The sequence below is a fragment of the Nostoc sp. C057 genome, assembly GCF_013393925.1.
GTDB lineage: Bacteria > Cyanobacteriota > Cyanobacteriia > Cyanobacteriales > Nostocaceae > Nostoc > Nostoc muscorum_A.
Genome location: NZ_CP040281.1, coordinates 2,972,369 through 2,988,716, shown reverse-complemented (window position 1 = coordinate 2,988,716; position 16,348 = coordinate 2,972,369). Strand labels below are relative to the sequence as shown.

Genomic DNA, 16,348 nt, shown 5'->3' with positions numbered 1-16,348 from the left:
TAGCTCTTAAAAGGAGAGAGGCTTTGAATTTTTCCTCCTTCGGAAAGGGGTTAGGGGGTTAGGTTTATTTGCATACTTGTACTTTACCGGATTAAAAATAGCTACAAGCGCTCTAATGTGAAGCAGACACAAGAGAAAATAAAGGCAGTTTAAGCGTAAGCTAAAAATAAAATACTTGGGTGCTATGTCGATTCCAGGAATTTCTGAAGCAATAATCCGCCATAACTCCAACACTTCATCCTACAGTCGTGGTGAAGAATATTACCGCAGGGGTGCGATCGCTGAACTAAAAAAACGAGGTAATCTGATTCAGGCAGAGATAGAGGGTAGCGAAATTACACCATATCAAGTCAGTATTCGTTTTGATGCAGGTGGAATTACCTCAGCAAGTTGTACCTGTCCTTATGATTATGATGGTTGGTGCAAACATATTGTTGCCACCTTATTAAGCTGTTCGCGTCAATCAGAAATCATTGAAGAACGTCCAACGCTAGAACAGTTATTAAATCGCCTCGATCTTCTTCAAACTCAGCGATTATTACAAGAACTGGTGGAAAATAGACCAGAAATAATTGATGATATTGATGAGTTTGTCAGTTTGATAGACTTGCCAAAACCGCAAACAAAACAGCCTTTTACCCGCCAAAGCAAAATTGACACATCACCTTTCCGCTCTCATGTCAAGCGGATTTTGCGGGATGGATTGAAAGAATTAGAGTATGGTTCAGAAGAAGACCCATTTACAGATGATTTGCTGGCTGTAATTGAGAAAGCGCGGGAGTTGGCAGAAAATGGAGATGGCAATAATGCGATCGCAATTCTCGAAACTATTACCGAAACTTATGCCGAAGAATGGGACGAGTTACTAGATTACGGTGGAGACAGTTATTCCATCGCAGAACCTCTTGATAGCGCGTGGACAGAAGCAATTTTGTGTGCAGAAATGTCTACAGGAGAAATAGTAGATTTGCAGTTGATGTTGGAATCATGGCAAGACGAAATCAGTGCAGACTTTAGTATGAGTTTAGAAGCATTGCGTCAAGGTTGGGATTACGAACCACTGCAACAGATCATGCAAGGAGATGATACCGCAGAACTTTGGGAAAATGAACGACCAAGCTTTGCTGATGATTTAGCATTGATTCGCTTGCAAATTCTTGAGCGTCAAAATCGTTATACAGAGTATTTAAATCTAGCTTTAGCAGAAGAAATGACTCTGCAATACCTAACCCAATTAGCAGCTTTAGGAAGAGTAGAAGAAGCCATGTCTGCGGCTAAAATCCTGATGGAAAAAGCAGAAGAGGGTTTTGCCCTAGCAAAAATATTGCGGGAAGATGGGTATTTAGTTGAAACGTTAGAAATATGTCAAGCTGGTATCAATTTAACAGGTAACTGTTTATATGAATTTGCTACTTGGACAAGTGATTTAGCCCAAGGATTAGAAGATAATGCCACTGCCTTAACTGCCAGCATCATTGCTTTTAAAATCAGACCATCGTTTCGAGACTATGGTAAAATTCAAGACTATGCAGGAGAAACTTGGTTGACGCTCAAACAAGATTTACTGCAAACACTACGAGATCGGCCAGATTGGGGAATACGAGAAGCTCAAGTTGATATTTTCCTCCATGAAGGATTAATTGATGATGCAATTAAAACAGTAGAAAGAGATACTTACTATGATTCAGAACTGGTTCATCGAGTCATGGATGCAGCAGTTTCCCATCGTCCAGATTGGGTAATTGATAACGCTCGCAGACGGGCAGAACCAATTATAGAACAAGGAAAAGCTGACCGTTATGATGCTGCGGTTAATTGGCTCAAAAAAGCAAAAGCTGCGTATCTCCAACTTGGGCAAAAAACTGAATGGTCTGCTTATCGCTTACAACTAGAAGCCGCTCATGGACGTAAACGGAAATTAATGGAATTATTTAAAGAACTGAATAAATAGTAGTCTGTCAAGCTAACTTTGACGGGTGAGACACTTCTTAAACATCTCTTTTTTCTCTAACTCTGTGCCCTCTGCGCCTCTGTGGTTCGTTCCTTTACCCTTCAAACTTCACTTAACAGACCAATAGTATGATTAATTTAGCAACTGATACCACAAAATTACAAATACAACTTGCGGATAAATACTTCAAATTACATCCTTCCTTACAAAAAGTTATTCAGTTATTTTCGGTAATTTATGCACCGATAGACAAAAATTCATTCGTAAGTTGTCTTAGTAAAATTGACGCTTTAGATGAAAACAATAAACCTTGGGGTACTAAAACCCTTAGTCCCCAAATTGATAAATTGTTAAAAGCAGGCTTGTTAATACAGGAAAACAGGCAAGGTGCTGAATGTCATCCGTTACTCACAGAAATTGCTACTCGTCATGCTGTACAAACCGGACAGTTTGAAATCCTCGTCACAGCAGTAGAGGAGAAGCTACCAATACGTACTCACTGGAACAGGGATTCTCGGATCTTCTACAACTTACGCCAGTGTATCAGAGAAATCCGCATTGGTATTTATCGTCAAGACCTTAGTTTTATTAATCAGCAAATTGAAGCTTATCAGAAGTACAGTGATAGCGAAGAAAAAATAGTAATAGAGAATATCTTTGAGCAGATATACAATAATCCATTTGATGCAGATTGGTTTAACACCCTACCACAAGGATTATATGAAAGTGGTATATCAAGTATCCTCTTCAATTCAGCCTTAAAATTATCTGCTTCGGAAGATGCGTTGATGCTGCTAGAAGAAGAATGCTCTACACCTGGAAAACATTGCTCAGATTATCTACATCTGATTTTGACAGAACAACTGTTGTTACAGGGTTGTACCCAAGAAGCACAAGAAAGTCTGGGGCGGATATCAAATGAATATCAAAATAACGCTGCGATCTTTTGGGGTTGGTTAAGTTTTTTGCGGGGTGATAATGAACAAGCCATCAAATATTATAAAGATGCCCTGAAAGCTATCAAAAAGGCTACAGGCAAACGCCAAATATATTTCAATACAATTGGGGGCTTATTTTTTATCCTCGCACTTTTAAAAGATGGTTCAGCGCAAAGCCTCAAAGAAGCAGAAGAATATAGCAGTTTGATGTCCCGTCAATCAGATCATTGGCTCAGGTTCACTTATGGCAGACTGAAAATGGTACTGCAAGTCCACCAAGGTGATATTACTCAAAAACAATTTGTAGTCAGTGGTCATATTTCTTCCGTAGAAGAAGAAAATAGCTTACAAACCTTGTTTTGCTCGCTATGCCTTTACTGGATGGATGCTGAGAGTGCTAAAAAACGCTTACCTAATTTACTAGAACCATTGTATCGGCGATCGCTTGCCTCCGGTTATCACTGGTTGGCAATGGAAACCGCAGAACTCCTATCCCGACTCAAACCTAGTAGTAACTATAAACAACTTGCAGAAGCACTGCGAGAAGATAGCAATATTCAAACCATCGTAGATTTAATTCGACCCCAAGAAGCTTGGGAAATGTGCCTCAATGCCCTGGCAAATCTCCAAAAAGAACCACAAACACCAGGAAAACCAGAATCGGAACTGCGTTTAGCATGGTTCATAACCTTCTATCCCAGCAGATGTGTCTTACAACCAAAGGAACAAAAAGTTAATGCCAAAGGGGAATGGAGTAAAGGCCGCCCCATAGCCCTTAAGCGTCTAAGCAGTGCATTATCTGAGTTTGATTACATCACCCCCCAAGATATGCGGGTATGTAGTTGTATTGAGTCATATAGTGATGGCTATTACGGCAAAGTTGATTATACCTTCGGTGAAAAAGCCATCTCTGCTTTAATTGGACACCCGTTGGTTTTTTGGGAAGATACACCTACTATCCGTGTAGAAATTGTTAAAGGAGAACCGGAACTACTGGTTAAAAAAGAAAAACTTGGCCGTCTCACCTTGGAATTTTCTCCCAAATTACCAGAATCACAGAATATTCTGCATATCAAAGAAACCCCAACCCGCATCAAGGTCATTGAAATTACTACCGAACACAGACGCATTGCAGAGATTATTGGTATAGATAATAAATTAAATGTACCTGCGATCGCAGAAAAGCAAGTTTTAGCAGCCATAAATGCCGTTTCTGGCATCGTTACCGTACATTCTGACATTGGTGGCGGTTCAGAAGGTGCAGAAGAAGTACCCGCCCAGACTCTACCCCATATTCATCTTTTACCTGCCAATGCCGGCTTGAAAATCAGCCTTTTGTCGCGCCCCTTTGCCCAAGGTGGCCCCTACTACCGTCCTGGTACAGGTGGTGAAACTGTAATTGCCGAGATTGAGGGTAAACGTCTCCAAACCAGACGAAATCTGTCTGAAGAAAAGCAACTTGCCAAAGATGCTATAGCCGCCTGCGCCACCTTGACTCGAACTGAAGAACAAGATGGTGAATGGATTATAGACGATCCCGAAGACTGTTTAGAACTGCTGCTAGAACTGCAAGCGCTGGGAAATAACGTAGTCATAGAATGGCCACAAGGAGAAAAACTGCGTGTTAGCCATAATGCCGACTTGAAAGACTTTAATTTATCAATTCAACGTCAGCAAGACTGGTTTGCAGCCACAGGGGAGTTGAAATTAAATAACGACCTAGTGCTGGATATGCAGCAACTACTAGAACTATTAGAGAAAACCCCCAGCCGATTTATCCCCCTTGGTGATGGTCAATTTTTGGCTTTAACTCAAGCTTTTCGGAAACGCCTCGACGAATTACGGATGTTTTCGGAAAAACATAGTAAAGGTATTCGTTTTCACCCATTGGCAACATTAGGGTTAGAAGATTTTGTCGATGAGGTAGGTAAGGTAAAAGCAGATAAACACTGGAAAACACATATCCAGCGTCTTAAGGAGGTGCAAAACCTCCAGCCGGAACTGCCATCTACCCTTCAAGCAGAACTACGTGACTACCAGATGGAAGGCTTCTGTTGGCTGGCGCGGCTAGCACATTGGGGCGTGGGTGCTTGTTTAGCAGACCAAATGGGACTCGGTAAAACCTTGCAAGCATTGGCGGTCATTCTCAGAAATGCCCATGAAGGGCCAACCCTAATTATTGCCCCCACTTCTGTATGTATGAATTGGGTGAGTGAAGCGCAGAAGTTTGCCCCAACTCTCAATATTATTCAATTTTCTGGTGCTAACCGCCAAAAATTATTGGATGGTTTACAACCATTAGATATGTTGGTATGCAGTTATGGTTTATTACAGCAAGAAGAAGTAGCGCAAATGCTTGCTCAGATACAGTGGCAAACTATTGTCTTAGATGAAGCCCAAGCGATTAAAAATATGACTACTAAGCGTTCTCAGGCAGCGATGAACCTAAAATCTAATTTTAAGTTGCTGACTACTGGGACTCCCATTGAGAATCACCTGGGTGAGTTATGGAATTTGTTCCGCTTTATTAATCCTGGGTTATTGGGTTCTTTTGAAAGCTTCAATCAACGCTTTGCTACCCCCATTGAAAAATATCAAGATAAACTTGCACGTAATAAACTCAAAAAACTGATTCAACCATTTCTATTGCGGCGGACAAAAAATCAAGTATTAGAAGAGTTACCATCTCGTACCGAAATTCTCCTTCATGTAGAGTTAAGTCGAGAAGAAAAGGCATTCTATGAAGCATTGCGCCGTCAAGCAATATCTAAACTTACCGAAAGTGATGCAGAAGCAGGCAAGAAACATTTGCAGGTTTTAGCTGAGATTATGAAACTGCGTCGTGCTTGCTGTAATCCTAGTTTAGTGATGCCTGGTACTGAATTACCCAGTTCTAAGTTGCAACTTTTTGGTGAGGTGCTGGGTGAACTGCTGGAAAATCGTCATAAAGCGTTAGTGTTTAGTCAGTTTGTTGACCATTTGCACATCATCCGCGATTATCTCGAACAGCAAGGTATTAATTATCAATATCTAGATGGCAGTACTTCAGTGGCAGAGCGCAAAAAACGGGTCGATGCGTTCCAAGCTGGTTCAGGGGATGTCTTTCTGATTAGTCTCAAAGCAGGGGGAACAGGACTTAATCTAACTGCGGCTGATTATGTGATTCATACAGATCCTTGGTGGAATCCCGCAGTGGAAGACCAAGCCTCAGACCGCGCCCATCGCATTGGGCAACAACGCCCGGTGACAATTTATCGCCTGGTAGCAAAGGATACTATCGAAGAGAAAATTGTGGAATTGCATCACCACAAGCGAGATTTGGCAGATAGCCTGCTGGAAGGTACTGAGATGAGTGGCAAGATATCAACGGAAGCCTTGCTACAGTTAATTAGTGAAAGTTAGCTATTAAGTAAGTTGGTACAATAAAATCAAACTAAACCTCATCTATGTTGAAACCTAGAGTTTTTTAAAAGATATAAAGATATATTGATGTAGCGACTGTCTTAAAAGTCAAGCGATCGTTAACAAAAAAACGTGGGTTGGAGCATTGACGCAACAGAGGAACGCTGCGCTAGATTCGGCGGTGTCTGGTACAGCCTAGAAGACTTATGGCTTGTAGTCTAGATAGTCAAAGCCCGCACCAGACACTCCGCTTCGCCGCCGAATCTTCCTCAGTTGCTGGATTTCTCGTGTAGGCAAAAACAGCATGAAAAATTTACCCCAGTCATAGGGGAGCATCAATGCGGATGCCGTACATTGCTGGCTCTGGGCATCAAGCAAAGTATAAAAAGGTTGACTTGTGATTAAACATTGACAATTGGTTTAAAGTTGTCAGTTAGACACCAAGGCAAATTATCCCGAACCATTGCATTTAAAATACTCACATCAATGCCTACCCATTGAGAAATATTTTCCATATTTCACTCTCAACTAATTTCTGTACCCTGTTTTGAATTCATCCCCTTGATTTAACTCATCCTTGCCCGATACGGACTGTATACTTTAAATATCAGTGTTTAAAGCTTTGACCCCGGCGACTGTTCGAGTTCTGTCAAAGAGATTGTTGTAGTGACCCATGCTACGAAGCGGTCTATTATGACCAAGGTTGGGACGGTCTATTACTATTTCTAAGATACAACGATCGCTTGACTTTTAAGACAGTCGCTACAAAACTACGGTTCTCAAGGTAGACGAGGTTTAGAATGTGGATTATAACTCCAAAATAGAAATATTTTTGCAGAATATTTAATTACAGCACTTCCGGCGGCTATGAGGTACAGCCTCAAAGCTGAAAGCTATGATAGGAGAGAGGTAAGAAGAAAATTGTATTGCATAATAGCCGGAAGCGCTGTAAGGCTGCTGTCATTGCTAACAAATTCAACCGCTAATTTTGAACCTCAAAATTACCTACGTTTTGTCAGGTAACAGTTGATTTCATGATGTAGAGATTTTTCTAACTAAGTACAGCTTTGAAAATAAGACGATTGGATGTAATACTAACTTACCTATCTCTTAACTTTTCGCCTAATAATTGCCAAACCCCATTCCGTACTAGATTAAGGGATTTTGATTTAGGTGTGTTTTATTTGGGTATTACTAGCGATCGCATTTGACATAAATTATATCCAATGGAGGTTAGCGGACTCGAACCGCTGACATCCTGCTTGCAAAGCAGGCGCTCTACCAACTGAGCTAAACCCCCATAAAATTAAAATAGCAGGCAACTTCGTTTGAGGTTGCTATTGTAACTTATATTATTTTGTTACTAAAGGGATGAATTCAGAAAACACTCAAATTATTGCAGCATTGTATAAATTTGTCAAGCTGCCAGATTTTGCCCAGAAACGAGATCCTCTGTTGTCTTACTGCCAAGCGCAAGGTGTCAAAGGGACAATTTTGTTGGCACAAGAAGGCATTAACGGTACAATTGCGGGTTCGCGTCAGGCGATTGATTCTGTTCTCTGGTTTCTGCGTAGTGACCCCCGTTTAGCAGACCTAGAATACAAAGAGTCCTATACTGAAACTCCACCTTTTGAGCGGATGAAGGTACGATTGAAGTCAGAAATTGTCACTTTGGGGTTGCCTGAAATTGACCCAACTGAGAAAGTTGGCACTTATGTCAGTCCCCAAGAATGGAATGATTTGATTTGCGATCCAGAAGTAACTGTGATTGACACTCGCAATGATTATGAGGTGAATATCGGTACTTTTCAAGGAGCAGAAAATCCCCAAACGGGATCATTCCGAGAATTTCCCGATTATGTGGTACACAACCTCGATCCAACTAAACACAAAAAGGTTGCCTTGTTTTGTACAGGTGGCATTCGCTGTGAAAAGGCTTCATCTTTCATGCTTGCCCAAGGTTTTGCAGAAGTTTATCATCTCAAAGGCGGCATTCTCAAGTATCTAGAAGAAGTTCCGGCACAAGAAAGTTTATGGCAAGGTGAATGTTTTGTCTTTGACGAGCGGGTAGCTGTCAGTCATGGGTTGCAGGAAGGGAGTTATGAGTTGTGTTTCTGTTGTGGGTATCCAATTTCTGAAGAAGATAAGATGTCTCAAAAATATGAGCAGGGTATCTCCTGTGCCTATTGTTTTGATAGCCTCACCGAGGAGAAAAGAGCGCGTCAACAGGAAAAATGGCGGCACTACCAAACCCAAGTTGCTAATTCCAAAAATCGGGATGTAAGCTAAATGAATTTCAAGTTTGTTTAGAAGGGATCTAATGCCATTTCTGTTTCAAGATGCGCTTATAAGAGTTATCCAAAACTACAGGCTGTAGGGGCAATACCCTGCGGAAAGCCGCTCTGCGTCTACATGAATTGCCCCTACGTGAATCAAGCGCAGCCTCACATAGAATCTCTCTAGTCTTAACTTAATTTGTAGAACTGCTAAAAGATAGTGCAGATGCTTCTAGTAAATGCGAAGGGTGGCGTTTCCAAAAACTCAAAATCTCTTCGCCAACCTGTTGAGGATAGAAGTAGTGAAAAAAATGATACCCTTGTGGGCATTCCCAGAGTTTATCTTCTGGCTTCAACCAATTCAACCAGTCATGTAATACAGTTGGGTTGACTACCGGATCGCTCTTGCTACCACATACCATCATTGGCATAGAAACTCCATCCTTGGGTAAATAAACCAACTTAAACAAAGAGTGTTGTGAAGGAGATTGTTCTAAATCTTTATCTAAGGCAGCTACTAACTTCTTAGTGGTATGAGGTGGTTGATTTCCAAAAAGACTGCGAACGGTACTTGCTAAAACTAGCTCACGGCTGATGCTAAAAAGTTGTCGTTGAAAGTAATAGTGAGCTTGCCAATTGTTTGCAGGTTGAGCTGCTACAGCCAGGAGAGTTAGCGATCGCACTTTTTGGGGAAATCGGCGAGCAAAGGTTAAGGCGATCGCACCACTCATCCCATGTCCCGCTAAATGCACGGGGCGATCGCGCCATTCTAAAAAATCATACAGCAACTCCACAGCTTGATCTATAGAACTCGCTTCATCTTTGGTTTGTTGGTATTCCCACTGGGCAATTCTCATATACCCAGATAAGTAATCAAGTAACGGTTTATCAAAACGCTTCAAAATAGGACTTGCATTTAACCACAGAACATCAAATGAATCAGACATAAATTACCTATAATTTCTAAACTATCAATAGTAGGGGCTTACAGCTAGCTGTAAGCCCCTAATTTCTACAAACCAAATTCTGTTTTCAACTGAGCAACCCAAGTTTTAATTCGCTCGTCTGTGAGATCAGATTGACTACCTTCATCAAGTGCCAAACCAACAAACTTGCCATTTTTCAAGGCTCTAGAATTCTCAAATTCATAACCCTCCGTTGACCAATAGCCAACAGTTTTACCGCCGCGCCGGGAAATTTTTTCTTCTAAAATTCCCATTGCATCCTGAAAGTTATCGGCATAGCCATATTGATCTCCATCACCAAAATAGGCAACTAACTTACCGCTAAAATCTATTTCATCCAGATCGGAATAAAAGCCTTCCCAATCGCTCTGAAGTTGACCAATATCCCAAGTTGGAGAACCAATAATCAGTAATTCATACTCATCAAACGTGGTAGTATCCGCCTCGTAAATGGGATGTAATGTTACAACATCACCACCAAACTCATCCCGAATTTTTTCAGCATCAGATTCAGTGTTGCCAGTTTGAGTACCGTAGAACAGACCGATTTTTTTCGACATATTGCCACCTGTATATGAATTTGGAACGCAATAATTTACGCAAGGATACTTATTTACCTTGCTTGTTGAAATATATTTTTAGCTTAATGAATATCTATCTCAATAAGCTTGGAGATATCCTACCAGATTTATTGATAGTTTTTATCATTTAGAATAAATTAAGTTTTGTAAAGGATTTCAGGGAATAAACCGGAAAAGCGGGCTGCGGTTCATTCCAACTCAATCAGGAGCGGGGCAATACGGTTCAAATGGCTACTGGCAAAAATTTTGGGTTTTCGAGACGCGATAAATCGCCGTCTCTACAAGTGTTTTGGTCTTACCTAAACGAATGTTCTCAATGATTTAGAACCCCCTCAACATAATTCGTAATTCGTAATTAAAGAATTAAATTACGAATTACGAATTACGAATTACACTTCTGCTGGTTGATATTCTTGTTGTCTTTCCACAAAACTCTGAACACGGGTACGGTAATTTCTGACAGTCTCATCTACCCATTCGCGATCGTTGCTATTTGCATACAGATGCACCAGTGGTTCGCTGGCATCTGGTAAAACTAACAACCAACTATCATCATAAGGTTGACAAATTTTCACTCCATCAATGAGTTCTAAGTTTTGGGCTGGGTGAGTTTCCACTAAGTAACGCATCAAAGCACCCTTAGCTGTCCACGGACAACGGACTGTATAAGTTTTGTGAATTACACGGGGCAATTCTGACCGTGCAGCAGCCAGCGATCGCTCCTGTATAGTTAACATCTCAATGATCTTGGCAATACAGAACATAGAATCAAATCCCGGATGCAGTTGCGGGAAAATAAAACCAGTTTCTCCACTACCTCCCAAAACCACATTCGGATTTTTTTGACAAGCTTCCATTAAAGCTGTAGGGTTGGCTTTGGTGCGAATCACTCTGCCATCATGACGGCGGGCGACTTGTTCAATAGCACTAGAAGCATGAACCGGCACTACTACTGTTCCTCTGGGGTTAGCCGTCAGAATCATGTCTACCATCAGTGCTGTTAAAGTTTCCCCACGAATTGGATAGCCTGATTCATCAACTAAAATCAGTTGTTCTCCATTAGCTGAGACTTGCACACCAAAGTTAGCTTTCAATGCTTCTACTACATGACCTAACTGAGTTAGTAGTCCTTCGCGATCGGTGATTGACATCGCCGATTTATTGACACTGGCATTCAGTACTACTGCATCAGCACCAAATTTATCCAACATTTGGGGTAGAACTGCCCCTGATACCGCATAAACATAGTCAATCACCACTTTTGCCCGACTGTTGCGGAGTGTATGAACATGCAAAAGTTTCTCAAAAGCAGTGCAGTAGCGCTCCATGACTTGGCTGGGGTAAGATACATCGCCAATTTCATGAATTAGCGCCCGCCGCATATCTTCCTTAAAGTAAGCCCCTTCGATTTTCTTTTCTAGGGCTTTGGAAATATTAATCCCCTTAGCATCCATGAATTCAATCAGAATGTAGTCAGGGCGATCGGGGTGGACTCGCACATGGATACCACCAGCTACCGACATTGTGGGTATAACCGTGCGGGCAATGGGGATAGCAGTAGCATCAAGGTTTTGAATATCAATACCTACTGACATTAAACCAGCAATGAGCGATCGCGTCACCATCCGAGAGACATTACGCTGGTCACGAGAAACCGTTACCTTAGAACCAGGTTTTAAGGTAGAACCGTAAGCAGATCCCAATTTCACGGCGAATTCTGGGGTGATGTCAATATTCGCTAATCCTTGCACACCACGTTGCCCAAATAAATTTCGTTGAGCGGTGTTGCCCCAAATCAAGTTGATGTTTAAAACTGCCCCTGACTCAATCTTTTTACTTGGCCAAACGCGCACACCAGGGCTAATTTGGGCTTCTTCTCCCACCGTGGAAAGCGAACCCACAACAGCAGCTTCTAATACATGGGCGCGGCGGTCTACACGAGCGCCACGGGAAATCACACAGGCAGAAAGATGTGCTTCATCGCCAATAAAAGCCCCATTCCACACTATAGGACGTTTAAGATTGGCATCAGCGCCAATAGTAACGTTATCGCCAATTACGGTTCCGGCTTCAATTTGCACTCTTGCACCGATGCGGCAATTGTCACCAATCACTGCTGGGGTTTCAATCACAGCCGTCTGGTCGATGTAAGTATTTTGACCTACCCATAACTCATGAGAAACTTCTTTGTAGGCGCAATCGAGATTTACCTTCCGATCTAATGCGTCATACTGAGCTTCCCGATAGGCATCTAAGTGACCAACATCGCACCAATAACCTTGAGCGATGTAACCATACATTGGCTCATCTTTTGCTAGCAGTAAGGGGAATAAGTCTTTGGAAAAGTCACATTCAACGTTTGCTGGTAGATATTCTAAAATTTCTGGTTCGAGAATGTAAGTACCAGTGTTGACGGTATCGGAAAAAATTTCACTACTAGAGGGTTTTTCTAAAAATCGGCTAATTCGTCCTTCTTGATCAGTAATCACCACTCCAAATTCAATTGGGTTGGGAACTCTGGTCAAAATCAAAGTAGCTTTTGACTTATTTTGTTTGTGAAATGCGATCGCAGCCGTGAGGTCAAAATCTGTTATGCTATCGCCGCTAATGACTAAAAAAGTTTCATCCAAAAGTTCGGCAATGTTTTTCACACAGCCTGCTGTACCCAAAGGCTGGTCTTCTTCGACGGCATAAGTCATCTGAACACCAAAATCGCTGCCATCTTGAAAATAGTCTCGCAAGACATCAGGTAAATAATGCAATGTCGCAATAACTTCTGTAATTTGATGTCTCTTCAGAAGATTGATAATATGTTCGGCAATTGGTCGATTTAGGATTGGCACCATCGGTTTGGGCAGATCGCAAGTTAACGGGCGAAGCCGCGTTCCTGAACCCCCTGCCATCAGTACTGCACGCATAAATCCTCCTTAAAGTAGTTACAGCCTTCAGTGCTTGAAAACGCATCACATATATTTATTTTGTTCTTCTTTCTCTAGTCTCCTATGGATATCGATATTTGAGGAACTTCCATAAGATGCATCTGAATTGGGGCATTAGGGATTGGTCATGGGGTATTGGGCATCTTGACCGAAACATACTCATGATACAAAGTAGGGGCGGCACATCTGTCCGCCCCTACAAGGGGATGTTTTTTAACTGGAAATCCCTTATGACCTTTAGAAAGTAAAAGTAGTTCTCAATGCACCAATGACAGCATCATTGTTATTGCTGTTGTTATCCGGCGAAGTCAACCAAATAACTCCGGGAGTAATGGTAATATTGTCGCTCACCTTATACTGGTAAAACGCTTCTAGATGATAGGAATTGTTCTTGTCTTTGCCAATTTGGGCAACACTGGAACTTGTCACATAAGGTTCCATACCAACCACAATACCAGCTAGATTCCCTTTTTTACCAAGGTCGGGGAATCCTAAAGTAACCGCCCAGTTCCAGATATCAAGACTTCCCCGATTAATTCCGCTTCCATTGCTTGCTAAGATCCGAGTGTTAGTGTAACCAGCCCAGCCACCCAAAATAAATTTATCACTCAGTTGTAATGATGCTTCTGCACCATAAGCATTACTGGATACTGGCAAATCGGCACCAGAAAATGCAGCTAAATCATCTGGTAAATTGGGATTATTCAGTAAAGCCGAACGCAGGTTAGCACGGTTGCTGCCTGTACTACCATTGGCAGTGAAATCATTGTTGTAAGAATTAACGTAAGTCAAACCAAGGGTGAATTTATCAGTCGGTTTGACCGTTAACTGGGCTATGGCTCCATAAGCACCGTTGAATAAACCACTTCCATTTTGAGCATTAGCAGGATCGTTAGCTAAATACCCCAAACTTAGTTCTAGATTCTTGCTAAACTGATGCTGAATTCCTAAACCAGCACCATTAACTAGATAGTAAATAGGGTTGCGAGTCCCAAAATGAGAAAGAGCACCGCTACCACCATCTCCATCTAAGTAAGGGTTTACTGTATTAGTAAAATCATCAGCTGCACCTGCGTTTGCTTCAACAACGACATTTGTTTTCTGAGTGAGAGGGAACTGATACAACAGCGCATCTATCCCAACAGCATTGTTGTTACCATTATCAAAAGTACCACCAGCAAACCGGAAGTCACCTTCTGGTGTAAATGTAGAATTTGCAGAGAAGGCATTCAGATTTGTGGCTTGCAGTCGGGTTCTGAGTAAATCTTTGCCTGTAAAGCTGGAATCAAAGTTGAGACGGACGCGATCGCCTAAAATAGGATTGCGATTAATTTTTCCTCCTCTAGCATTATCTCCTGACACAACCCCTGCTACTGCAAAAATCGCTTCACCATTGAGTTTGGTAGTGGTAGAAAACTGATGCTGTTCCAGTTCGGCGCTGCGTGTTTCCAGCGCATCAACTCGACCGCGTAAGGTTGCTAGTTCGGCGGTAAATTCCTCTTGCAATTTTTGTAATGTGGCTAAATCTTGTTTCTTAACCAAATCATTAGTTGACGTAGCAATCAGTTCATTGACGCGTTGTAGACAAGCATTCAAACCCGCCGCAAATTCATATCGCGTCATCGCTCGATTACCGCGATATGTACTATTGGGATATCCAGCAATACAACCGTAACGTTCTACTAATGATTGCAGCGCTTGAAATGCCCAATCAGTTGGCTGCACATCTGATAATTGAGATACAGAAGTAACTTGCGCGACAGCATTAGCAGTTGCCGGAGACTCTAGAGATTGCTCGGTTTGGTTATTTTCAGGTTTTGATGTAGTATTATTTGCAGGAGATGCTATTGCCAGCCCACCATAACTAACAGCTGAGGCAACAAGCACAACGAATGGAGCCTGCTGAAGAAAACTCCATAGAACTTTTGCTTTTAACATTTTTATTTCTCACACAAAAAATTAATCAGGACTAGTACAATGTCTAAATTAATTTTGATAGTTTGTAGTAAGCACTAAAGTGCTTAAAATAATCATGACTAAAGTCCTTACTACAAACTTGCTTATCCATCAATTTCAACTTGACGTACTACTAGCAAACTAGCCAACAAATACTCAGTCTATGTATTTAGCTCTTAAGGCTTGGCAACACTAGTGACATCCTTGTTAAGAACCTCTAAGGCTGTTAACAATTTTGGTTTATTTGGTGCAGAGGCTTTCAGCCCTGCCTTAATCTCATCGGATTTATCTTCAATTTCTTTGTAGGTAGTGGGAGATTTAGTTTTAACTCCATCCTCAACCTTTGACCAGAAATCTTCAAATTTATCAAATTCCCCTTTAGCTTTAGTAAAATCTCCCGCCTGAACTGCGGCCTTAGTATTGGTAACAACACCTTGTAGACCTTGAAATTCAGTTGTTTTAGTGGGAGTGGCTGCTGCACCAGGGGAGGTTGTCGCAGCGGGAGTGGGAACATCAGGGGTGGTTGTAGCAGAGGGAGTGGCTGTTGTATCGGAGATAGAACTCCCGGTAGGTGGTGTCTGTGCAGTAGGTTCGTCACCCTTATTGCATCCAAGCAAAGTCATCATGCTGATTGCAGCAACTATCAGTACTGGATTAAAACGATTCATTCTCAACTCCTCATCAAAACTCGTTTGTGTAGACTAGTACCGCAAGGCGGAAATCAAAAGTCACCCATGCTTTAATTTTGGGTCTCGACCTGTACTAGTGTTTATAAATTATGCTGACTAGGAACAAAAATATTAGGTAATATTTTTGTTATTCAAATATTAAAGCTATCAAGGTAAAAAACTCGGAAAGAACCAATATTTTCTCTTTCCGAGTTTTTTACTTGTCATGCTTTACCTTAAGAACAGAGTCTATCAAGACTCCTCACACCAATTGCTGACTTCGAGTCTTGTCTGACAAGACTCGATTTCTCTCATCTCATTTGCATTTCTGGTGATATTGAGCCTACATTGTATTGGGAAAAAGTTTCTACTACCGGAAAAATACCATGAAACGTTTATTTCGTAAGTATCATCGTATCCTTGGCATCATCTTATCTGTGCCACTGATGTTAACCGTGCTGACTGGGATATTAACAACCTTTGTCCGCGAGTGGTCTATTGGTATAGGAGTTCCAGCTAGCTTCCTCTTAAGTATCCATACAGGTGAAATCTTTCATCTGCAAGGAATCTACCCAATTTTGAATGGATTAGGACTTTTGGGATTGTTGGTGACAGGATTAAATATGTCTGGTTTATTTGGTAAAAAAACTCGGCAAAACCCTAAGAATTAAA

General features: G+C 41.5%; 9 protein-coding genes and 1 tRNA gene. 4 read left to right on the top strand and 6 right to left on the bottom strand.

The features are described from left to right. Positions 1-184 precede the first annotated feature (184 nt). Positions 185-1,951, top strand: coding sequence for an SWIM zinc finger domain-containing protein (locus FD724_RS13030; protein WP_179072925.1), 1,767 nt, complete (start codon positions 185-187; stop codon positions 1,949-1,951). 128 nt (positions 1,952-2,079) lie between these two features. Continuing rightward, positions 2,080-6,291, top strand: a complete 4,212-nt coding sequence (locus FD724_RS13025) for a DEAD/DEAH box helicase (protein WP_179072924.1) — start codon at positions 2,080-2,082, stop codon at positions 6,289-6,291. A 1,227-nt stretch (positions 6,292-7,518) separates the two neighbouring features. On the opposite strand, the gene FD724_RS13020 is transcribed toward FD724_RS13025, so the two are convergent. Further along, positions 7,519-7,591, bottom strand: a tRNA-Ala gene (locus tag FD724_RS13020). A gap of 71 nt (positions 7,592-7,662) precedes the next feature. On the opposite strand from FD724_RS13020, the gene FD724_RS13015 reads away from it, so the two are divergent. Next, complete coding sequence (locus tag FD724_RS13015) at positions 7,663-8,580, top strand: rhodanese-related sulfurtransferase (protein ID WP_179072923.1); 918 nt, start codon at positions 7,663-7,665, stop codon at positions 8,578-8,580. 181 nt (positions 8,581-8,761) lie between these two features. Here FD724_RS13015 and FD724_RS13010 read toward each other — a convergent pair whose 3' ends face one another. The 5 genes from FD724_RS13010 to FD724_RS12990 form a co-directional block, all read right to left on the bottom strand. Then, positions 8,762-9,514, bottom strand: a complete 753-nt coding sequence (locus FD724_RS13010; RefSeq protein WP_179072922.1) for an alpha/beta fold hydrolase — start codon at positions 9,512-9,514, stop codon at positions 8,762-8,764. 65 nt (positions 9,515-9,579) lie between these two features. Beyond that, positions 9,580-10,092 carry a flavodoxin FldA gene (fldA, locus tag FD724_RS13005; protein WP_179072921.1) on the bottom strand — a complete coding sequence of 171 codons (513 nt, stop codon included), beginning with the start codon at positions 10,090-10,092 and terminating at the stop codon, positions 9,580-9,582. 410 nt (positions 10,093-10,502) lie between these two features. Further along, complete coding sequence (locus FD724_RS13000) at positions 10,503-13,031, bottom strand: mannose-1-phosphate guanyltransferase (RefSeq protein ID WP_179072920.1); 2,529 nt, start codon at positions 13,029-13,031, stop codon at positions 10,503-10,505. 258 nt (positions 13,032-13,289) lie between these two features. Beyond that, positions 13,290-14,990, bottom strand: a complete 1,701-nt coding sequence (locus tag FD724_RS12995) for an iron uptake porin (protein ID WP_179072919.1) — start codon at positions 14,988-14,990, stop codon at positions 13,290-13,292. A 194-nt stretch (positions 14,991-15,184) separates the two neighbouring features. Next, entirely contained in the window at positions 15,185-15,676 is a 492-nt protein-coding gene (locus tag FD724_RS12990) for a DUF4363 domain-containing protein (RefSeq protein ID WP_179072918.1), read from the bottom strand. A gap of 386 nt (positions 15,677-16,062) precedes the next feature. Between FD724_RS12990 and FD724_RS12985 the strand changes: the two genes are divergently transcribed. Next, entirely contained in the window at positions 16,063-16,347 is a 285-nt protein-coding gene (locus FD724_RS12985) for a peptidase (protein ID WP_179072917.1), read from the top strand. The last annotated feature ends 1 nt before the right edge of the window (position 16,348 follow it).